The following is a 20,079-nucleotide window of genomic DNA, read 5'->3' as shown; positions in this document are numbered from 1 at the left end:
CTGAGTCTTATCACCGATCTCAGCAATGAAGAAAGCGATAAAACTGGCGACAAACGGCCCTCGGTTCGAGATCTGTTCATCGTCATCTAATTTATCCGGAATCAGAATCCAGCCTGCCATCGCAATGAAACTGACCACCAGCACCCACTTAAGTACTTCAGGAGATAAATAATCAGCGACCACAACACCTAGCCACGCAGCAAGGGCATGGTTGGCAATGGTGGCAAAGAAAATAGCCGCAATAATAGGTAGCGGTTTTCGATATCGGCTGGCTAATAAAAGGGATAACAACTGAGTCTTATCACCGATCTCGGCTAAGGCGACAGTTGTAATTGAAATTGCTAAAACGCTCACGACATGCTCATTTGGGATGAGGATTATTATATTTAACCAAAGACAAACCTCGCGCCCCATCCCGGTTCACGATGCTTGTCTAAGGTCTTGCTAAGCGCCACCAAGGTGGTGGTTGCCTCGAACGCCATGATGATTTTGCATCAATTATGTTGACGAACGAACTCATTCAATAGGATATGAATAAGTAAGCTACTCCCCAAAGACCGCGAGATTTTAATCACCCACGCTTTCAAATACAAGTGTCAAACTTATCAAAATATCCACTTGTGCCGAAAAACAAACATTAAAGGCAAAAAAATCCACTAAACGACATTTTAGACCACTAATTAAACAAGATTACCCCTACTCGCTTTACCAATATCTCGGTATACTCAGAAGTTATTTTTATCATTCATTTAAAAGAATCGCGCGAACCTGACTATGCAAAAATACGATATCAAAACCTTCCAGGGAATGATCCTCGCGCTGCAGGATTACTGGGCACAAAACGGTTGTACCATTGTTCAACCACTAGATATGGAAGTAGGTGCTGGCACCTCTCACCCAATGACATGTCTACGTGCACTTGGCCCAGAGCCAATGTCTACGGCATACGTTCAACCTTCTCGTCGTCCGACCGATGGTCGTTACGGTGAAAACCCGAACCGCCTGCAGCACTACTATCAATTCCAAGTAGCCCTAAAACCTTCTCCAGATAACATCCAGGAGTTGTACTTAGGCTCGCTTGAAGTTCTTGGTGTCGACCCACTTGTTCACGATATTCGCTTCGTAGAAGACAACTGGGAAAACCCAACGCTAGGCGCATGGGGTCTTGGTTGGGAAGTATGGCTAAACGGTATGGAAGTGACTCAATTCACTTACTTCCAACAAGTTGGCGGTCTTGAGTGTAAGCCTGTAACGGGTGAGATCACTTACGGTATCGAGCGTCTAGCAATGTACATCCAAGAAGTAGACTCTGTTTACGACCTTGTATGGAACGTAGCACCAGACGGTTCTAACGTGACTTACGGTGACATCTTCCACCAAAACGAAGTTGAGCAATCAACATACAACTTCGAGCACGCAGACGTAGATTTCCTATTCACTTTCTTCGACCAGTGCGAAAAAGAGTGTGAAGAGCTACTTGAGCTTGAGAAGCCACTGCCGCTTCCAGCTTACGAACGCATTCTAAAAGCAGGTCACGCATTCAACATCCTTGATGCGCGCAAAGCTATCTCTGTAACAGAGCGTCAACGTTACATCCTTCGTATCCGCAACCTGACTAAAGCTGTTGCAGAAGCGTACTACGCGTCACGTGAAGCACTTGGCTTCCCAATGTGTAAGAAGGAAGGTAAATAATCATGGCGAAGAATTTTCTAATTGAACTGGGTACGGAAGAGCTTCCACCAACGGCACTTCGTTCACTAGCTGAAGCCTTTGCTTCTAACTTTGAAGCAGGTCTTAAAACGGCTGAACTTTCTCACGAAGGCATCAAGTGGTACGCAGCACCTCGTCGTCTAGCACTTAAAGTGACGGCACTGGCTGAAGGCCAAGCAGACAAAGTCGTTGAGAAGCGCGGTCCTGCAATTTCTGTAGCATTCGATGCTGAAGGCAACGCGACTAAAGCTGCACAAGGTTGGGCTCGTGGTAACGGTATTACTGTTGAGCAAGCTGACCGCCTGAAAACAGACAAAGGCGAGTGGCTTCTTTTCAAACAGGAAGTAGCTGGCAAACCTGTTCAAGAATTGGTGATGGACATTGCAGCGAAAGCACTAGCTGGCCTACCAATCCCTAAAGCAATGCGCTGGGGTAACTCAGACATTCAATTTATCCGTCCAGTGAAAACACTGACAGTACTACTAGGTGATGAGCTTGTTGAAGGCAAAATCCTAGGCGTAGCTTCTGCTCGTACTATCCGTGGCCACCGTTTCATGGGCGAACAAGAGTTCACAATCGACTCTGCTGACCAATACCCTGCGATCTTAGAAGAGCGCGGTAAAGTAATGGCAGATTACGATGCGCGTAAAGCGATCATTCTTGCTGATGCTAAAAAAGCAGCAGACGCGGTTGGTGGTATTGCTGACCTAGAAGATGACCTTGTTGAAGAAGTTACCTCTTTGGTTGAATGGCCAGTGGTGCTTACTGCTAAGTTTGAGCAAGAGTTCCTAAAAGTGCCTTCTGAAGCTTTGGTTTACACCATGAAAGGCGACCAGAAGTACTTCCCAGTGTATGACGCTGATAAGAATCTTCTGCCAAACTTCATCTTCGTTTCGAACATCGAGTCTAAAGAGCCTCGTCACGTTATCGAAGGTAACGAGAAGGTTGTACGTCCACGTCTTGCTGATGCTGAGTTCTTCTTCAATACAGACCGTAAGCGTCCGCTTATCGACCGTCTTGCTGAACTAGACCAAGCTATCTTCCAGAAGCAATTAGGTACTATCAAAGACAAAACCGATCGCATCACAGAGCTTGCTGGCTACATTGCTGAGCAAATCGATGCTGACGTTGAAAAATCTAAGCGTGCAGGCCTATTGGCTAAGTGTGACCTAATGACATCTATGGTATTCGAATTTACGGATACTCAAGGTGTGATGGGCATGCACTACGCGACTCACGATGGTGAAGACGAGCAAGTAGCACTGGCACTTTACGAGCAGTACATGCCTCGTTTCGCGGGTGACACACTGCCAAGCACTGGTATTTCATCTGCAGTAGCAATGGCAGACAAGCTAGACACTATCGTAGGTATCTTCGGTATTGGCCAAGCTCCAAAAGGTTCTGACCCATTCGCGCTACGTCGTGCATCACTCGGTGTGCTACGTATCATCGTTGAAAACGGCTACAACCTAGACCTAACCGATTTGATCGGTAAAGCGAAAGAGCTACTAGGCGACAAGCTAACTAACGACAACGTAGAAGCTGACGTTATCGACTTCATGCTAGGTCGTTTCCGCGCATGGTACCAAGATGCTGGTTTCAGTGTTGATATCATCCAAGCGGTACTAGCACGTCGTCCAACTAAGCCAGCAGACTTTGACCAACGTGTTAAAGCGGTTTCTCACTTCCGTGAACTGGAAGCAGCAGAAGCACTAGCAGCAGCGAACAAGCGTGTAGGTAACATCCTCGCGAAATTCGATGGCGATCTACCCGCTGAAATCGATCTAGCGCTTCTTCAAGAAGACGCAGAGAAAGCGCTGGCTGAAAACGTTGAAGTAATGACGGAAGCACTAGAACCAGCATTCGCAACAGGTAACTACCAAGAAGCCCTAAGCAAACTTGCTGACCTACGTGAACCAGTTGATGCATTCTTCGATAACGTAATGGTAATGGCTGATGATGAAGCGCTTAAGAAAAACCGTCTAACGCTACTGAACAACCTACGTAACCTGTTCCTACAGATTGCTGATATTTCTTTACTACAGAAGTAAAACCAATTTGGAATAAATATTAAGGGGGAAGCTTTGGCTTCTCCCTTTTTTTTATCCAAAGCTAGTGTAAGATCTATCTGGTTGAATATTATTGTAGATAGGGATATTACATGCTGGTTGTTTTGGTTGAAGATAATGAAATATTGAATCACCACCTATCTTCTCAGCTCAGTGAGCAAGGGCATACTGTCCATGCAGATAGAACAGCTTCTGCGTGTTTACAAACGATTCAAAAACAGTCCAATACAGATGTAATGATCATTGACCTTGGCCTCCCTGACTTTGATGGCATTACGCTGATCAAGCAAATACGTCGTAAAGAAATTGCAGTCCCAATATTAATCTTAACCGCACGTGGCAACTGGCAAGATAAAGTAGAAGGGCTTAATTCCGGGGCTGATGATTACCTTACCAAGCCCTTCCAATTTGAAGAGCTACACGCTCGCCTTGAGGCGCTTGTTCGTCGCAATCAAGGGTTTTCCGCTTCCCAAATCAAAGCGCAATCGCTCACCTTAGACACTCAAGCCAAACGTATCAGTTACGATGGTGCTCTGATTGAACTTACAGCCTTAGAATTTCAAATATTCGAGTACTTAATTCGCCATTGCTTACAAATCGTATCTAAGCAACAAATCGCAGACTCCCTTTATGCGCAGGGTGAAAATGTTCAGCTAAACAATATTGAGGTTATCGTTTCACGCTTACGTAAAAAGTTAACGCAATACACTCAAGCTAAGCTGATCAGCACCATTCGCGGGCAAGGTTATCGCTTTGAACTAGAAGCTAAGTAGTATGAAAAGACTGTACAAAACTCAGTTCAGACGTCGGACATTCGCCGTTGCTGCTTCCATTATGATTTCAATGGTACTCACCAGCGCCTGGTTCTACTACAACACTCAAAAACACCAACTTTTTGAGTACTACTCGAAAAATACCCTTCGAGAATTGCCTGCTGTAATCAATGAACTGCTGTCTTCTGGGGAAATACCGCCATTGACGGAGTGGGATAGGTTCTATGCGAAAGAGTCTCCCAACACTAGCGTCACTCTATGTGATCACAACAATCAACAAGTATGGACATCAGTAAATATTGAAAGACGAGCTAAGCTGCTATCAGAGATAGGCGTCAGCCAATCTCAAGTTAGCGAGCTCTGTCATGATCTAAATTTCCCCATAGATACTATTCGTTTGGTTGAAAGACCGAATGGCGCCGCTTTTATTGTCCACACAATTCTCTGGAAAGGTTTCCAGGAAAAAAAAGATGGCAGAGTTATCTTTACCCAAAGGGTCGAAGAGAAAATAGAACCCATACATCAGTTAAAATACACCGCGGTTGGAGTGTTAGTGGTTGCGCTTGCTTTGATCAGTGCTCTACTTTTGATTTTTTATCGTATTAGTTTTGCGCCGTTTACTCGACTAGAGAATGAACTGAATGACATAAAGCAGGGTAAACAAAACCAATTAGCCCAGTCATACCCTGAAGATTTACATAGCGTCACCAGTGCATTGAACGAATTGCTATACCAACAAAAAGAAAATCAGGAGCGTTATAAGCGTTCTCTCAATGATCTCGCCCATAGTTTGAAGACTCGCGTGACAGTTTCTCAAGCATTGCTTGATGAAGACTCATCCAAAACAAAGAATGACCAAATCAACCAACAACTGTTAGAAATGGATAGCTTAATTCAGGCACAACTCAAAAGGGCTTCGCTAGGCGTTAAAGGTATAACGACTTCATCGACACCGATAAAACCAATCCTCGACAGCCTAGTAGGCATGTTTACGAAAATCCATGCCGACAAAAAGATCCAATTCATCACTCAGTTTGACGACCAACAGACCGTGCCTCTTAATAAAGATGATCTTATGGAAGTGCTCGGTAACCTATTAGAAAATACTTATCGGTTCGCACAAACCTCTATCGAATTCAAAGCCACTCAAAGCGAACAGCAGATCCTGATTGAGATCTATAATGATGGGCCAGTAATAGATAACTCGATCAGCCAAACCTTATTTCAACGTGGCGTAAGAGCCGATCAGAAGACCCATGGTACAGGATTAGGTTTGGCGCTATGTGATGAGATACTCCATAGCTACAAAGGGACAATCTGGTTCGAGCAATCAGATAACCCATCCGTGGGTGTCGTTTTAAAAATACTGCTCCCAACAAGTTAAATTTGTAGGGCAGGGTTAAGAGTGAATATCAACCCTGCGATTGTTATGGCGACCGGATTCAGTCTCGTTACTCTGCACTGGGTTCGCCTCACCTTGTGAACTCACTGTCAGGTCTTCAATATTTACGCCTTGCTCTTTCAAATACCCAACAACAGCATTCGAGCGCTGCAAGCCTAAGCTTAAGTTGTAACTATCACTACCTTTTGAGTCGGTATTCCCCGTGACGATAAATTCGGGAGTTTGATGTTCAAGTTTAGCTATAAGGTTTAACAATAAATAACGAGATTTTTGATTCAGTTCATCGTCATCGAAATCAAAAGTCACGCGAGCCAACACCTCACGAGCCAACTTACCTTCTACAAATTTAGTTCGACTCAGTAAGTATTGTGCGCAATCAGCACTTTCTGATACTTGAGTTAACTTATCTTGAATCAGATTTTTAATCGCTTGATTAGCTGTGCTTGCGTTCACTTGCATGAACGGGCCTTGGTGATACATCACTTTCTTCCCCTGACCGATCGTTACCGTCTTCTCAAGTTCAGAGTCGCCCATATGGCAGTAATGATAAAGTAGTTCGTTGGTATCTGGTTTTAAAGGGGCTGCCAGTATAGAAAACGACAGAGTAAATAAAGACATAACAGATATAAGCGTTTTCATTTTTGCTCTCTTAATAATATTCAGTTAATAAAAAGGATGTCACATACCTCTATTGCGCCAAGTGACCCACTTCTTCCGTAATTAATCCCAAAATTTTATTGAGAATGTCTTCCTTGTTTTCAGCCTTATAAACATTATCTCGGCCAACGCAATTACGCAGACCCACGTTTTTATTAAGTTCATAATCGAAACCAATCACAGCCATGCGCGCGTTCATTCGTTCACCATCAGGTGTCATCATTCCTTGGCTTACCCCGCCAATTACCTCTATGTCATCATGCGTATTATCTGCCGAAACTTTGCCGCCGTTGACCATATTGAGAATGTTGCTACACATACCTTTCGACACAAGCTTATTGGTTTGCCCTGCGTAGTGATTCCAATCTTCCCCATCAGACAGAATAATGATCAGCTGCTTTTGGTTCTTCGACATTGAAGTCACAATTTGCCCTGCACGAATAATGCCTTGCAGTGAAGCAGTGCCTCCCCCAGCTTTGAATTTCTTGACCTTTTTAGTGAAGGATGAAAAATCGGTGGTAAAATAGAGGTCGTAGAACCGTGCATCATCATCGCCATTAGGCACACGCGAGGCTTCTCCTTTAACGATAAATTGTTGAGCTATCGTTTTGTTAAAATTCACCGTATCGTCTTTATCGTATTCACCTTCTCTTGAAACTACCCGCTGATCGCGAACTACTAAGTTATCATTCTTATCTTTATTGATGGTTCGGCGATTAAAACCGGTAAGTGCAACCCGATGAGGGTGCTCTGGATATAGATCGTTATACGCGCCGAGTTCATCAGCCACATCTTCAATAATGTCTTTCAGATCATTTAGCTTAGAATGCCGACCACCACTCCACGAGTCATTCATAGATTCTGAAAAATCGACGATAAAAGTAATGTCTATCGGCTGGCTTTGATAGCGTCGTGCTTTCGATGATCCCGTCACATTGAAGCTATCACCAAAGCCAGAAATCACATCGTTACCAGGAAACCAGGACTTGTGCAGTGTTTGACCCGCAACACGATATTCAAAGTAGCGTGCTTCGCCTCTTTCCGTAGCAGCAATACATTCAGGCATTTCATCACACCCTAGCTTCTTAACTTCAATATCTAGGATCGAGTCCATGTCATATAGATAATGCTGAATATAGCGCTCCGCCAATTGGTGGTCTTGCTCATCTTTTGCTGATACCGCTAGAACAGCCGCTTCTGAAGCTTCCTCTAATCGAGCTTTGGTTTGTAATGCGCGGGCACCATCAGAACCAAGCATAAACACTCCAAACAAAGCTGGGATCATAATGGCAAACAGCATAGCTGCATGGCCAGACTGCTTACGCATAGCGTGTTTCATAACCTTTCTCTTCGCTCTACCTGCCGATCACGACAGAATCAGACATCACGTGAGTAAACTCACGCCCCAAAATACCACCAATCCAATTATCCGATTCATAACAAACCGTCACTCGGTACAGGGGCATTTCTCGACCTCGGTTAGTCACTACCGTCATGGACTCTAATGAATCAATGGTTTGCTTTATTCTGCAGGCAACAACACCGCGTTTTTCACTGATCGCGGGGTTGGGTGTACCCACTTGTTTGAAGCTCAACTCTTCCACCAACAACCCATAGTGTTCCCGTTCAAAATGACCAAAGGTACGCAGTAAGGAATGCTGAGCAATGATATCGATATCATCGACTTCTTTAGTTGTAAGCTGATAATCAGTATCATAAAGTTGGGTTCTCTCTTTAAGTACATTGACCAGTGAATAAGAGAGTCGATCGAGTTTTCCTTTCAATGAAAGCTTGATGATCACGTCACCACTGAAAGCAATCAATAAGCTGAAAAATACAGCGACCATGGCAAACTCAATACTAAAAACCCCCTGCTGCTTACTCTTCAAATTCCCATGCTTTAGGGTTCTAAATTTCAAATTTTGACCTTTCATATTCCTGCACAACAATCATCTCTCTGCTCATTAAATTCTGAGTCGTGAAGAAGTAGCTAAAGATAGGTGAAAAACGGTAGTTAATTCGATAAATGGCAAGCGCTGCGTTATCAGCATCACCACACTCTTTAAATTTTTGACTACCAGAAATACTGCATTGGTCTGTAATACTAGCTAACTCACTCAGGTTTTTAGAGTAGTGAATCGTGACTTGAAAATTGTCGCCATTAACAACCTGATTCCAGATACTGCCTTCTCGGTGCAAAACCTTATCTACCGTATCGAGATAATTTCCTGAGCCCTTTTTAGCTGTGCGAGCCACCTCTGAAACCGCCAAGTCGTTGATCGCCGAAATGTACGAGATATAGCTCATCTCAACCCACGCCATACACATCAACCAAAAAGCAAAAAAGCCCACCGCAAACTCTATGCTCGCGACACCCTTTTGCTTATATCGCATTACCCGCCTCCTCCGATAACGAAAGACCACTGACTGCCAGCGTTTGGCTCTCTAATGAATAAGGAGTGTGGTGGCGCAACGCCTGATAAATTTTTTGGATTTGGTGCTTGCTGTATCTTTCACTCAACACACTTTCGACAAACGGGTAGTGGCCCAACTTAGTCATACTCAACGTCAAGTTTGCCATCATCTGTTCGTTCATCTGACCGCGCTTATACAATGGTAATAAACGCTCCATAGCTGCTTGATAATGCTCTTGCGTAATATCGAGCACAGCCAAATTATTATTCACTGATACCGAGTCATAAAAATGCTCGCGCGCGCGTTCAAAATACCGACGAGATAGATCAAACTGATAGCTGTAACCATAAAACGTTCCCAGTAAATTCTCGGCTGCCGCATGTGTAGCATTTTCCACTAATACTTGTTTAGCACTACTGATCGCTGCTGGGTACTGACCTAATTCACCGTATGCTTTCGCTTGCATCAATAAACTGTTCACACTGGGTTGTGGTTTTTGAGTAACAGGGGCAATGTAAAACAGAGCCGACTCAGCATCGCCCATAGCTAAATATGTATTCGAGAGTTTTTCTCTCACTTCATCAGCGTCGTATTGCTGCAGCTGATTTTTATACAAACGGGTTAACTGAACGTAATTATGTGTTTTTTGATAGATAGCCTCTTTTGACTCATCTTTCTGCCAACTCGCTTGAGTTGAACTGCATGCCGCCAACATTAAAACTAACGTTAGCGCGATTATTTTCTTAAACATTAAGCATCATCCTCATTACCCCCGGAGCGGCAATTACGAATACAATTGGGATCAAGATAAACACGATCAGTGGAATCGACATCTTGGCAGCTAACTTCCCTATTTCTTCTTCCAGCTCTAGCATTTGCACTTCTCGAATATCGCCTGCCAACGTCGTTAACACGTTATAAATCGAGGATCCATGTTGAATGCTCTGCGTCAGCGTCATCACAAAACTACGAACTTCTGGTGATGGAACCTTGCGATACAACTCCTCTAAGGCATTTTCCATTCCGACCAAACGAGCCCGTTGGTTTGTCACCTCCAACAAGCTAGAAAGCTCTTTATCAAAGCTTTTCATTTCAATGGAGAGGTATTTCATTGATGCTTCGATTGTCATGCCGGTTTGGACGCAAATCGCCATTAGGTCAATCAGATACGGCATTTGACGAGAGATTCGACGTTGACGGTTTTTAGCCATCGAGCTCAAGACTAGGTCAGGCATCACAATAACCACCATAGCCCACCCCGCAGCTATCGCGATCCATGATTCAGACGAAACCTCAATAAACCAACACACGCCTGCAACAACCACTTGCCCGATAAACAACGCACTGTACTTCAGTGGCATAAACCATTGAGCCCACCGGATGTCACTCACGCCAGCATTAGCAAAGCGCACTGTAATATCACTTTCGGAGGTGACGAAAATAGTCGACATGGGCGTCAACCAACGATTCAGTTTTATTTCTGCCTCTTTTGACTGATCGGCCAATCGATGATGTTTCGCTAAGGCTGCTATACGGTGTTTTTTCTGAGTACACACGACTAACCAATAAAATATGAGCAACAAGCCAAATGCTACGCCGGCCCAGGCGAAAAATAACCCAACGTTCGAGAAGTTTATTGAAGAAGCCATTACTTCACCTTTTTCATTAACGCCCAGATGATCAGCATGCCGATACTTTCACTTGTGATGAGGTAGTAAAGAATCGGTCTCCCTTCTGGGTGGTGCATTACGAACTCAAAATTTTCAGGACTAAGAAACTGCAAAATAAACAGAAAGAAGAATGGTGTTGCTCCTACAATTTTTGCGGAGATACGAGCCTCTGAAGTAAGAGCAAACTTTTTTCTTTCTACAGCTCTCGCTTCGAACATTTGTCGATTCAGACGTGACATCACCTCTTTTAATTGCCCCCCTCTTTGCATGTTAGCTCGCAAGGTAATGACAAAAAAATGAAACGACGGATACGGAAAGCGACGACAAGATTTACGAAACACATCATCAATCGGCTCGCCTAAATTGAGGCGCTCGCTCATCAGCTTAAACTCTTTACCTACCTCACCTTCAAGTTTCTTCCCTACATACCCAATGCCTCGCCCTATGCTTTCACCCGCACTAAGGGAACTTGCCAGCATGTTCAACGCATCAGGGAAGGTTTCTTCAAAGCGTTTTTTCTCTCGTTTCTGTAAATGGAGATAACCCAAAAACCAAGCGGTAATGAGAGTCAAAGGCAAAATTTCGAACCAAGGTAAGCGCAGTGACATTTGATTAAGAGTGCCGATCGCAAGCAGTGCTACAACAGAAAAAATGACGACCTTACCTAATGCCATTTTTCCAAGTTGGCGCTGTAAGTTATCCCAACGCACATGAAGTTTCTGTTTGAAGTTACGATCAGAAAGACTGGCAAAATTAACCGCTTGTTGCGTAAAACTCAGATCGCTTTTCAGATTACCTTTCGCTTGCTGTGATAAATACTCATCAACAGAAGGAGCTCTATTCGGCTTAAGCGCGACAATCATGAGTATTGCCCCACCCAAAATAATCAACCAATACATGTCTCACTCCTATTGATTGAGTGTCATAGACTCAATCACTTGAGTTAACTTCTGCTCTACACCAAAGAAACGGGCTTTTTCATAAAGCGCAGAACGAGCCATAACACCAGATGTCACATAACTACCTCGAATGCGACCATCAGGGCTGTGAGGTGAAGTTTGGAAAGAGAACAACTCTTCTAACACCACGTTGCTTCCCTCAATACCGACCACTTCAGTGATATTCATGATCTTTCGAGAACCATCATGCAATCGGCTGACCTGAACGACTAAATCGACCGCGCTTACAATTGAGCGGCGGATCGCTTCTAAGGGCAAATTATTGGTCGCCATCATCACCATTGATTCGACACGAGCCAAAGCATCTCGTGGTGTATTGGCGTGCAACGTAGACATTGAACCATCGTGCCCAGTATTCATGGCTTGCAGCATTTCAAACGCTTCACCACCACGGCATTCACCCACAATAATTCGGTCTGGGCGCATTCGCAGTGAATTAATCACTAAATCTCGAGCGGTAATAGCCCCCGTCCCTTCAATGCCCTCATGACGAGTTTCCATTCGAACAACATGTGACTGCTGAAGCCTTAACTCAGCGGTATCTTCAATAGTGACGGTTCGTTCACCCTCTGATATATGCTGTGATAAAGCATTAAGTAACGTTGTTTTTCCCGATCCCGTGCCACCAGATACAAGAATATTGAGTCGGCAACGTGCAGCTAATTGAAGTAAACCTGCCATATCGGGAGTAAGAGACCCAAACTCAACTAATTCTTCAAAACCAATACTTTGCTTTTGAAACTTACGAATCGAGATTGACGTCCCTTCCAATGTGATAGGAGGAATGACAATATTCACACGGCTACCATCATCTAACCGGGCATCACAAGTAGGAGAAGACTCATCGACCCTGCGCCCAACACGACTAGCGATGCGCTTAGCAATATCAAGCAACTGCTTCTCATCGATAAATCGAACAGGTGCTTTCTCGACTAAGCCATGACGCTCAATATAAACCTGTTGTGGGCCATTGATCATGATGTCGGTGATCGAGTCATCATCCATCAACACCTGCAAAGGCCCGAGGCCAACTAACTCATGTACCATGCTGGTGACATATTCTGATTTTGCCAGTGATGAAATAGATAACTGATCTCGACTCACTAGCATATCAACCGCGCTAGCTAACTGAGCTTCTAACTCTAGACGCGGTAAGCTTTCAATAACACTGGCATCAAGTGCATCAAATATCTGCTTACGCAGTTGTAAATAAATGCGCTGTGCATGTTCCATATCGTCCCCTTACCGTTTTAACCACTGGAAGAATGAAAATGCTGTTTTTTCCGCAACTTTCTCTCCCATCAATAAGGCAACTAACGTTTGCAGTCCGTATTTCATTTCAGAACGTGATTCACTAAGCAACTCACCTTGAAGTAGGTATTGATTAGCTTTGAAATCAAACACTAAATTCGCGTCTGCCTCTCGACCAAAATACTTAACTACATCCGCCTCACTAATTGACGCTGCGTTATGTGGTCGAGAGCGGTTCATTACCGTCAGTACGACAAGGTTGGGATAATGCACATCGATTTCAGAACGAATTCGATTCAGCTCTCTTAATGACGATACTGTTGCATCAAATACCAAGACTAAAGCATCTAGTTTCCCCACCGCTTGTCTAAACTCTTCATTGGTTGTCGCAGTGTGAGAATAGTCTTCCACGACAAAAGCATGACTTGAAATCATCTGCTTCTTTAAAGACTGGGTGTATTGGAATAACTCATCACGGCCAAACTCATCTGATTCCACCGCAAGAAGTGACAAATTTTTTTCAATATTTTGTACCAAGCTTGTCGCGATATCATTATCCACTCCTGTAGTAAGGGTGCCTTTTTGAACACTGCGCTTAGTAAACTTCTTAAGCCCTAACATCACGTCAATATTGCTGCCAGTGTAGGTATAGTCGACTAGCAAAGTACTCGCATTTTGATGCTTGGCCAAACGGCGAGATATCTCACACGCGACTAGTGAAGTACCGACCCCACCTTTCACGCCCATGACTGCTATTTGCTTGGCTTTACGATTTGTACTCACGCCTTGTTGTGCTGCGTGGTTACGGGAAACGTTGTGATAAAAATCGATCGTTTCCGCTTCACCCGCTGGCCAAAACAAGTAATAGAAACCCAACTGTCTTAAGGCTCGAATGATGGATATGGTATCTTCACCGCCAATAATGATCACTGACACATGAGGAGGTAAGGTATGAGTCAATAACTGAGCATCAGCGACAATATCTTGGCTTTGATTTAATTCAACAAATACCACTTCAACATCTGGGTATTGCTCTAATCTAGTCACATTTGTGTCTTGGCTGGCGAACGAGCTAGGCTCAATCAACCCTTCAAATCTGAACGCTTTTTGGATGAAGTCGCGGCATATCTCGGTTTGGAAAAGCATCGCACAACGATTCTGTTTCTCCGATTTTTTAGGTTCCGCACTGTTTAGTTTATTCACTAAATCAAACATCTGAAATTCTCTAACAGTTAGTAATTAGATTGCTTTGTGCGGGTTGACCATTGACTGCCAACGGCTCGTGTCCACATTGCACCCTAAGCTTCCATTCCCATACTCGCCGACCCGTTCCTGGTGGCAAATTTCTAGTTTGGTCTTATATGTTGTGACTGAAAGACTTAAGTCAAAGCGACTCTCTAGTGGTAACGGATCTGATGCGTTTGAGTTATGCTCATTTGGGCTATAACCTATTTGACTGTATTCAATCTGACTCGACATAACACCAGCTTGGATTAACTGGCTCACAACCTCTTTATAAAGCGCCTGACTCCCGTTCCCTTTGGTGTGTATTTGCCATTGCGCAGCCTTTACATTTTTAGGGTAATCCAAGATAAACTCATTCACTTTTCTGGCCACTAACTCGGGTTGGTCAGAGCGTAGTTTAAGTTGATAAGTCACGGGAAAAACTTCAATTTCCGTTCCGCGAGGCTCCGAGATACGGTCGACACACCCTGTAATAATGACGGCGGTAAACAAAGTAACCATCAATGATTTCATTGGCTAAACCCTCCAGCAGACAAAATTTCATCAGCCCACTTTTGTTGTGATTGTTCATAGTCACTGCCTAATCCAAAAAAGCGCTTAAGCGTGCTGGTCTTTTTCATCGTCGGTAACTGGATCTGCTCCGCTTTAACTGGTTGAACTAAATTAACGGTCGCGACAATGACTAACTCGGTTTTATTACGCTCGGTTCCTGTATGGCGAAACAAAGCACCGATGATGGGTATGTCACCAATATAGGGAATTCGAGTCAGTGACTCTTTCTCTTCACTGTTCAGCAACCCACCAAGAACGAAGCTTTGTCCATCCCCAAGCTCCACTGTGGTTTGGGCGCGTCGTGTTCTCAACGCTGGTAAATCAAAATTGTCACTGCTGTAGCTACCATCTAGGGAGCTAACCTCTGGTGTCAGTGCGAGCTTAATTTTGTCATCTCGAAGCACCTTGGCCAGTAATTCCAGTCGCACACCGAATTCCTTATATTCAACGTTGGTTGCACCATCTATAACCGTCACAACGGGCAGTTCTCCACCCACTAAGAAACTCGCTTTCTCACCTGAAATCACCGACAAATTAGGTTCAGCTAGAACTTGACCAACGCTATCGGTACCTAAAGCTGAAATAACAGAGACAATATCGCTAGCACTAAAATGAGTAAGTTGATCCACGAAGATGCCGGGCGTACCATTGCTGCCCATCTTGATGCCGAAGTCTTGCATAAAAGAGTGTGATACCTCTGCAATGGTCAACTTAACGTTCACCTGCTTAGTCGCTGATATTTCGATATTATTCACGACGCCTGCGTAATTAAGTTGAGTCATAAAACCCACATCAATGTCGTCACTCTCTTCATCACTCATTTGAAAAGAGGTTGAGTTCGCTGTTTTCCCCAAAAGCTCACCCACCAACTGGTGAATGTTATCCTTTTCCTGTTCATTAGCGACGACACCACTCAGAACAACGTTCTCACCGATGCCTGCTACAAACACTTCCGCATCGGGAAATAACACATCAATTTGTTGCTCTATTTCGCGATAACTTTTATTCACCAACAATAAGCGGTTAAATAATTCACGTCCTTTCGCATCAAATGCGATAAACGAGGCAGATCCTATGTTCTTCCCAAACACCACGACCTTATTACTATCAATCACTTGGTAATCTGCAATATTCTTCCCTGAGATAAAAACAGAAGCGATTTCCCCTCGAATCGAAAAGGTTTTAGCTTCTCCCTGAGCTAAATTAGTCGAGCCTTGAGCCAAAACCTCGAATGGAAGCAGCAGAACCAATACTAAAGTCAACATTGTTGTTTTCATGGTTAACGTCCTACTCAAAACGGTATTCACGAATTCCACCAGTGCCGCCACTGCTTGGAATGATGTCTGAAGAATCAGCTTCTAGATCATCAGAAAATTCCTTACCCAATGACTTGTGCACGGCCACTTCTGCAATCCGCTGTGCCACCGTGAGTTGTGCCAGTTGTTGATTCGTCACTTGTAAGATCAATGTCACCTGAGTCTCTTTTTCCAACGTTAACGTGCTCACTGCTTTTTCTGACGCCACCATATCCAGAACCGATATTTGAGCCAGTAATGGCACCATAGTGAGATGTTGGATATCTGACACCGTATCCTCACTTGATAAGTTCTGATCTGGCGTTGAAAGAACAGATATGTCGACTAAATCTCCGACTGCGATGGTGCCACCTAATACATCTCTTCCCGGTACCGTAACGTTATAAGGCACAAATCCAGGGCGGATCACCGCCTGTAAGTACTGACTGTCTCCGGGAGATGTCAACATATTCGAGTCCACCAGCTCATATGCGGCAATGTCATGCACTGCGAATTGAGGAGCATTCCAATCTAACTCAATGTTTCGATCGATTCCCAATAGCGCTGCACGAGCTTCAGGCAAGTACTCTATAACGAAGTCGCTACGCTTCAGCTGCTGACCTTTCACTGCCGGGTGAGTGAGTTTCCATACCTTAAAAGTCACTTCTATAATGGGTTCTTCAGGCTGAACGGGGAAAGTATCCATCGGTACATTCACCACACCATAGAGGCCTATAGATATAGCGAGAAACGCTAAGCCAAGAATGATTTTGGAGTTCATGATTCACCTATAACGATGCAGCTATACCTAGTAGGCTTCCTAAACAAATAGGTACCCCATAAGGAACGCCTCTATTTATCCACTCAGAATTACCAGTTGTTTTTCCTAATACCCACTGAGTAATCGCTAGGGTTCCACCTGCAAATAAAATCACATTAACCGCCAACAACATCATATTGGGCGATACCATTAAACTGAATACAGCCAATAATTTACTGTCTCCAGCAGCTATAACATTGAAATAAAATAAAACTGCGCCGACGGCTAACACTATGAAAAAATTATAAAACTGCTCAAACTTTTCGGTTTGACAGATATAAAAAACACCCAAGAGAGCAACAGCTACCACCACTCCATTAGGTATTATTCGGTATCGGATATCTTGATAACTGACGATTGCAGCCATGGTGGCTAAGGGAATTAACCACCACAGTTTATGAGGCATTAATTAACCTACACTTGGCGACGAATTAGCGGCTTCAATATTATTAGTGATGGTTGTGATAGCACCTTCTAAAGCTTCACGAAGAGAGTCGTTAAATACAGCCAATACGATTGCTGACATACACACACCTAGGATTGCGTATTCAATCGCTGTAACACCACGTTGATCATTATTAAAAGATTGAATAAATAGCTGAGTTCTAACAAATAAATTAGTTAACATTCGTTTCTCCAAAAGATAGATAGGTTGTTTTTTCTTCGGAGGAAATAATATTCAGTGCGCTATTTTTGAGCAATCCAAGAGTGACCTTCCTCACATTGCTCTGACATTTGCCGTCGTTCTATTCAGTTTGAGTTCAGTTTAAAGTGAAAAAAGTGATTAAACGGGAGCGGTGAGAAGAGAAGTTTTTTTCGTGTGAGGGCAATTCGTGCTTTGCGCCGCAAAAACATTGCGGTATGTTCAAAGATTACCCACTGTAACCCGCCACGCTCGGGTTCATAAGATTGATCATAATCTACGAATAATAATCACAATGAATTAGGTATACGAAGCAATGCAATTCTCAAAGTTTGGTGAAAAGTTTAATCGATACTCTGGAATCACTCGTTTAATGGATGATTTGAATGATGGCCTGCGCACTCCTGGCGCAATCATGCTCGGTGGTGGTAACCCAGCCGCGATCCCAGCCATGCTCGATTACTTTAACCAAGCCAGTGCCGACATGCTCGCCAGTGGAGAACTCATCGCCGCCCTCGCCAACTACGATGGTCCGCAGGGCAAAGACAGCTTCATCAAATCGTTAGCGGCAATGCTGAAAGAGACCTATGGTTGGGACATCAGCGAGAAGAACATCAGCCTGACTAATGGCAGTCAGAGTGGCTTCTTTTACCTATTCAACCTATTAGCGGGTCAACAGCCAGACGGTTCTCACAAGAAGATATTGTTGCCGATCGCACCAGAATACATCGGCTACGGCGATGCGGGCATTGATGACGATATTTTTATATCTTACCACCCAGAGATCGAACTGCTAGAAAACCGCCAGTTTAAATACCACGTCGATTTTGAACAGCTCAAGGTTGATGACTCGGTTGCCGCTATCTGTGCTTCTCGCCCAACCAACCCAACCGGTAACGTACTGACCGACGAAGAAGTGCGTAAACTGGATAAACTGGCGCGCGAAAACAACATCCCGCTACTGATCGATAATGCCTATGGCCTGCCGTTTCCAAACATCATCTTTGAAGATGTAGAACCGTTCTGGAATGAAAATACGATTCTGTGCATGAGCCTATCTAAGCTTGGTTTACCTGGTGTTCGTTGCGGTATCGTGATTGCGAGCGAAGAAGTAACCCAAGCTCTGACTAACATGAATGGCATTATCAGCTTAGCGCCGAGCAGTGTTGGGCCGGCAATTGCCAACCATATGATTGAAAAAGGCGATTTATTGCGATTGAGCAGTGAAGTAATCAAACCTTTCTATAAAGACAAATCTCTACGTGCGGTTGAGCTTTTACAAGAAGCGATCGATGACCCTCGCTTCCGTATCCACAAGCCTGAAGGTGCGATTTTCTTATGGCTATGGTTTGATGAGCTGCCGATTACCACCATGGAACTGTACGACCGCCTCAAAGCTCGTGGCGTATTGATTGTTCCAGGTGAATATTTCTTTATCGGCCAAGAAGATGAGTGGGATCATGCCCATCAGTGCTTGCGTATGAACTACGTGCAAGATGATGAGGCGATGCAGAAAGGCATTAATATTATTGCAGAAGAAGTGAAAAAAGCTTACTCAGAGCAGTAATAAAAGCTTTTAGCTTACTGTAGACCAAATACAAAAAAGAGCACCGACCTTCTTCAAGGTACTGGTGCTCTTTCACTTCTACTTCCCGAGATTTATTAGCTTAAATGAGCTAATAACGCTTAACCTTCTAGAAGACTATTACCATTAATAGCAATCTTACGCGGTTGCATCGCTTCTGGGATTTCGCGTTCTAGGTCGATGTGAAGAAGACCATTTTCCATGCTTGCACCTACCACTTTTACGTAGTCAGCCAGTTGGAATTTTCGCTCGAAATCGCGCTCTGCAATACCTTGGTATACGAAAGTTTTCTCGGCTTCTGCTTTACGCTCACCTTTAACAATTAGCATGTTCTCTTTTTGAGTAAGGTCTAATTGATCATCTGCAAAACCAGCAACTGCCATAGTAATACGGTAGTTATTCTCGTCTTTTTGCTCGATGTTGTAAGGAGGGTAACCGCCAGAAGAGTTCTTCGATGTGTTCGCTTCCATCATGTTGAATAGACGATCGAAGCCGATTGCGTTGCGGTAAAGTGGAGTGAAATCTACAGTTCTCATAATGCTATCCTTTTAGTAAGCAATAGTCTTAGCTGTAATTTTTACTGAGATCGAACCTGTGAGAGATCCAGTAAACAGCTAAGGGATTCAGTTCGCATTCCACGGGTTTCACCTCGTTTGGCGACAACACTGGGACATGGCAATGAATCAATTTTTAAATTGTGTGCTGCCAAAGTTATCCTCTATTGAGCGATACTCTAGCAACGATTATGAAGGTTCTGTTTCTTCTCTTGTAGAGCAAGACAGTCATCCTCTTCACAACTAGATATGTGGATTGAGCAAATCAGTTTCAAGCGCTTATTTTCAATTATTTTTCCAATCCAATATTTTTCAATCACTTAAAAACAAAAAAGACCGCCATTTCTGACAGTCTTTTCAATAAGATATTGAGTTTTTTGAGACGAAGCTATTTCGTTTTAGTTCAAGGAAGAGGCGCGGAGCATACGAATGTATGTGAGCACCTCTGACACAGAAATTAAGCGAAAGAGCGAAGTATC

At 43.8% G+C, this 20,079-nt stretch carries 21 protein-coding genes and 1 riboswitch; of the genes, 5 read left to right on the top strand and 16 right to left on the bottom strand.

The genetic code is table 11. The annotated features are described in order from the left end of the window. Positions 1–354: TMEM165/GDT1 family protein (locus AB4232_RS04180; RefSeq protein WP_372086344.1), on the bottom strand; the 354-nt coding region annotated here is incomplete at its 3' end. 34 nt (positions 355–388) lie between these two features. After that, positions 389–564, bottom strand: a riboswitch (yybP-ykoY riboswitch). 210 nt (positions 565–774) lie between these two features. Here AB4232_RS04180 and glyQ point away from each other — a divergent pair. From glyQ to AB4232_RS04160, 4 genes are all read left to right on the top strand, one after another. Beyond that, positions 775–1,692 (top strand): glycine--tRNA ligase subunit alpha, encoded by a 918-nt coding sequence (gene glyQ, locus AB4232_RS04175; protein WP_372086342.1) that lies wholly within the window; start codon positions 775–777, stop codon positions 1,690–1,692. A gap of 2 nt (positions 1,693–1,694) precedes the next feature. After that, entirely contained in the window at positions 1,695–3,761 is a 2,067-nt protein-coding gene (gene glyS / locus AB4232_RS04170) for a glycine--tRNA ligase subunit beta (protein WP_372086341.1), read from the top strand. Positions 3,762–3,871: 110 nt separating this feature from the next. Then, entirely contained in the window at positions 3,872–4,552 is a 681-nt protein-coding gene (locus AB4232_RS04165; RefSeq protein WP_372086339.1) for a response regulator, read from the top strand. Position 4,553: 1 nt separating this feature from the next. Beyond that, positions 4,554–5,936: an ATP-binding protein gene (locus AB4232_RS04160; protein ID WP_372086337.1), complete on the top strand. Its 1,383-nt coding sequence runs from the start codon at positions 4,554–4,556 to the stop codon at positions 5,934–5,936. 15 nt (positions 5,937–5,951) lie between these two features. Here the strand turns inward: AB4232_RS04160 and AB4232_RS04155 are convergent, their stop codons facing one another. Genes AB4232_RS04155 through AB4232_RS04090 form a run of 14 tightly spaced genes read right to left on the bottom strand, consistent with a single transcriptional unit; the run spans position 5,952 to position 17,446 of the window. After that, complete coding sequence (locus AB4232_RS04155; RefSeq protein WP_135385723.1) at positions 5,952–6,593, bottom strand: OmpA family protein; 642 nt, start codon at positions 6,591–6,593, stop codon at positions 5,952–5,954. Between the two features lie 49 nt (positions 6,594–6,642). Next, positions 6,643–7,950 carry a hypothetical protein gene (locus AB4232_RS04150; RefSeq protein WP_372086335.1) on the bottom strand — a complete coding sequence of 436 codons (1,308 nt, stop codon included), beginning with the start codon at positions 7,948–7,950 and terminating at the stop codon, positions 6,643–6,645. A 16-nt stretch (positions 7,951–7,966) separates the two neighbouring features. Further along, positions 7,967–8,545: a tight adherence pilus pseudopilin TadF gene (gene tadF / locus AB4232_RS04145; protein ID WP_009848153.1), complete on the bottom strand. Its 579-nt coding sequence runs from the start codon at positions 8,543–8,545 to the stop codon at positions 7,967–7,969. Beyond that, positions 8,520–9,005 (bottom strand): TadE/TadG family type IV pilus assembly protein, encoded by a 486-nt coding sequence (locus tag AB4232_RS04140; RefSeq protein ID WP_009848152.1) that lies wholly within the window; start codon positions 9,003–9,005, stop codon positions 8,520–8,522. Before AB4232_RS04140 ends, tadF begins: the two co-directional genes overlap by 26 nt. Further along, complete coding sequence (locus AB4232_RS04135) at positions 8,995–9,777, bottom strand: tetratricopeptide repeat protein (RefSeq protein WP_372086333.1); 783 nt, start codon at positions 9,775–9,777, stop codon at positions 8,995–8,997. Before AB4232_RS04135 ends, AB4232_RS04140 begins: the two co-directional genes overlap by 11 nt. Next, positions 9,770–10,675 carry a type II secretion system F family protein gene (locus tag AB4232_RS04130; protein WP_009848150.1) on the bottom strand — a complete coding sequence of 302 codons (906 nt, stop codon included), beginning with the start codon at positions 10,673–10,675 and terminating at the stop codon, positions 9,770–9,772. The genes AB4232_RS04135 and AB4232_RS04130 overlap by 8 nt, the downstream gene beginning before the upstream one ends. Further along, positions 10,675–11,595 (bottom strand): type II secretion system F family protein, encoded by a 921-nt coding sequence (locus AB4232_RS04125; RefSeq protein ID WP_017096598.1) that lies wholly within the window; start codon positions 11,593–11,595, stop codon positions 10,675–10,677. The genes AB4232_RS04130 and AB4232_RS04125 overlap by 1 nt, the downstream gene beginning before the upstream one ends. 9 nt (positions 11,596–11,604) lie before the next feature. After that, the gene (locus tag AB4232_RS04120; RefSeq protein WP_012602948.1) at positions 11,605–12,888 is read right to left on the bottom strand and encodes a CpaF family protein; all 1,284 of its coding nucleotides are present in this window, start codon (positions 12,886–12,888) and stop codon (positions 11,605–11,607) included. 9 nt (positions 12,889–12,897) lie between these two features. After that, on the bottom strand, positions 12,898–14,121 hold the full coding sequence (locus AB4232_RS04115) for a P-loop NTPase (RefSeq protein ID WP_372086331.1): 1,224 nt from the start codon (positions 14,119–14,121) through the stop codon (positions 12,898–12,900). 24 nt (positions 14,122–14,145) lie between these two features. Then, positions 14,146–14,664: a hypothetical protein gene (locus AB4232_RS04110; protein WP_372086329.1), complete on the bottom strand. Its 519-nt coding sequence runs from the start codon at positions 14,662–14,664 to the stop codon at positions 14,146–14,148. Then, complete coding sequence (locus AB4232_RS04105; RefSeq protein WP_372086327.1) at positions 14,661–15,980, bottom strand: type II and III secretion system protein family protein; 1,320 nt, start codon at positions 15,978–15,980, stop codon at positions 14,661–14,663. Before AB4232_RS04105 ends, AB4232_RS04110 begins: the two co-directional genes overlap by 4 nt. A 10-nt stretch (positions 15,981–15,990) precedes the next feature. Continuing rightward, complete coding sequence (locus tag AB4232_RS04100) at positions 15,991–16,779, bottom strand: RcpC/CpaB family pilus assembly protein (RefSeq protein ID WP_135382198.1); 789 nt, start codon at positions 16,777–16,779, stop codon at positions 15,991–15,993. Positions 16,780–16,786: 7 nt separating this feature from the next. Then, the gene (locus tag AB4232_RS04095; protein ID WP_017103127.1) at positions 16,787–17,224 is read right to left on the bottom strand and encodes a prepilin peptidase; all 438 of its coding nucleotides are present in this window, start codon (positions 17,222–17,224) and stop codon (positions 16,787–16,789) included. Positions 17,225–17,227: 3 nt separating this feature from the next. Continuing rightward, positions 17,228–17,446 carry a Flp family type IVb pilin gene (locus AB4232_RS04090; protein WP_009848142.1) on the bottom strand — a complete coding sequence of 73 codons (219 nt, stop codon included), beginning with the start codon at positions 17,444–17,446 and terminating at the stop codon, positions 17,228–17,230. 331 nt (positions 17,447–17,777) lie between these two features. Between AB4232_RS04090 and AB4232_RS04085 the strand changes: the two genes are divergently transcribed. Continuing rightward, positions 17,778–19,028 (top strand): valine--pyruvate transaminase, encoded by a 1,251-nt coding sequence (locus tag AB4232_RS04085; protein WP_372086324.1) that lies wholly within the window; start codon positions 17,778–17,780, stop codon positions 19,026–19,028. Positions 19,029–19,147: 119 nt separating this feature from the next. On the opposite strand, the gene AB4232_RS04080 is transcribed toward AB4232_RS04085, so the two are convergent. Next, positions 19,148–19,582: an Hsp20 family protein gene (locus AB4232_RS04080; RefSeq protein ID WP_009848140.1), complete on the bottom strand. Its 435-nt coding sequence runs from the start codon at positions 19,580–19,582 to the stop codon at positions 19,148–19,150. Positions 19,583–20,079 lie beyond the last annotated feature (497 nt).

The organism is Vibrio sp. 10N.286.46.A8 (assembly GCF_041470165.1).
GTDB classification, from domain to species: Bacteria; Pseudomonadota; Gammaproteobacteria; order Enterobacterales; family Vibrionaceae; genus Vibrio; species Vibrio tasmaniensis_A.
The sequence above is the reverse complement of the archived record's forward strand: the minus strand, read 5'-3'. Positions and strand labels throughout refer to the sequence as shown.

What these genes read in the sequence shown, in the direction of transcription:
- glyQ (WP_372086342.1), top strand. Translation starts at nt 775, where the DNA reads ATGCAAAAATACGATATCAAAACCTTCCAGGGAATGATCCTCGCGCTG.
- glyS (WP_372086341.1), top strand. Translation starts at nt 1,695, where the DNA reads ATGGCGAAGAATTTTCTAATTGAACTGGGTACGGAAGAGCTTCCACCA.
- AB4232_RS04165 (WP_372086339.1), top strand. Translation starts at nt 3,872, where the DNA reads ATGCTGGTTGTTTTGGTTGAAGATAATGAAATATTGAATCACCACCTA.
- AB4232_RS04160 (WP_372086337.1), top strand. Translation starts at nt 4,554, where the DNA reads ATGAAAAGACTGTACAAAACTCAGTTCAGACGTCGGACATTCGCCGTT.
- AB4232_RS04155 (WP_135385723.1), bottom strand. Translation starts at nt 6,593, where the DNA reads ATGAAAACGCTTATATCTGTTATGTCTTTATTTACTCTGTCGTTTTCT.
- AB4232_RS04150 (WP_372086335.1), bottom strand. Translation starts at nt 7,950, where the DNA reads ATGAAACACGCTATGCGTAAGCAGTCTGGCCATGCAGCTATGCTGTTT.
- tadF (WP_009848153.1), bottom strand. Translation starts at nt 8,545, where the DNA reads ATGAAAGGTCAAAATTTGAAATTTAGAACCCTAAAGCATGGGAATTTG.
- AB4232_RS04140 (WP_009848152.1), bottom strand. Translation starts at nt 9,005, where the DNA reads ATGCGATATAAGCAAAAGGGTGTCGCGAGCATAGAGTTTGCGGTGGGC.
- AB4232_RS04135 (WP_372086333.1), bottom strand. Translation starts at nt 9,777, where the DNA reads ATGTTTAAGAAAATAATCGCGCTAACGTTAGTTTTAATGTTGGCGGCA.
- AB4232_RS04130 (WP_009848150.1), bottom strand. Translation starts at nt 10,675, where the DNA reads ATGGCTTCTTCAATAAACTTCTCGAACGTTGGGTTATTTTTCGCCTGG.
- AB4232_RS04125 (WP_017096598.1), bottom strand. Translation starts at nt 11,595, where the DNA reads ATGTATTGGTTGATTATTTTGGGTGGGGCAATACTCATGATTGTCGCG.
- AB4232_RS04120 (WP_012602948.1), bottom strand. Translation starts at nt 12,888, where the DNA reads ATGGAACATGCACAGCGCATTTATTTACAACTGCGTAAGCAGATATTT.
- AB4232_RS04115 (WP_372086331.1), bottom strand. Translation starts at nt 14,121, where the DNA reads ATGTTTGATTTAGTGAATAAACTAAACAGTGCGGAACCTAAAAAATCG.
- AB4232_RS04110 (WP_372086329.1), bottom strand. Translation starts at nt 14,664, where the DNA reads ATGAAATCATTGATGGTTACTTTGTTTACCGCCGTCATTATTACAGGG.
- AB4232_RS04105 (WP_372086327.1), bottom strand. Translation starts at nt 15,980, where the DNA reads ATGAAAACAACAATGTTGACTTTAGTATTGGTTCTGCTGCTTCCATTC.
- AB4232_RS04100 (WP_135382198.1), bottom strand. Translation starts at nt 16,779, where the DNA reads ATGAACTCCAAAATCATTCTTGGCTTAGCGTTTCTCGCTATATCTATA.
- AB4232_RS04095 (WP_017103127.1), bottom strand. Translation starts at nt 17,224, where the DNA reads ATGCCTCATAAACTGTGGTGGTTAATTCCCTTAGCCACCATGGCTGCA.
- AB4232_RS04090 (WP_009848142.1), bottom strand. Translation starts at nt 17,446, where the DNA reads ATGTTAACTAATTTATTTGTTAGAACTCAGCTATTTATTCAATCTTTT.
- AB4232_RS04085 (WP_372086324.1), top strand. Translation starts at nt 17,778, where the DNA reads ATGCAATTCTCAAAGTTTGGTGAAAAGTTTAATCGATACTCTGGAATC.
- AB4232_RS04080 (WP_009848140.1), bottom strand. Translation starts at nt 19,582, where the DNA reads ATGAGAACTGTAGATTTCACTCCACTTTACCGCAACGCAATCGGCTTC.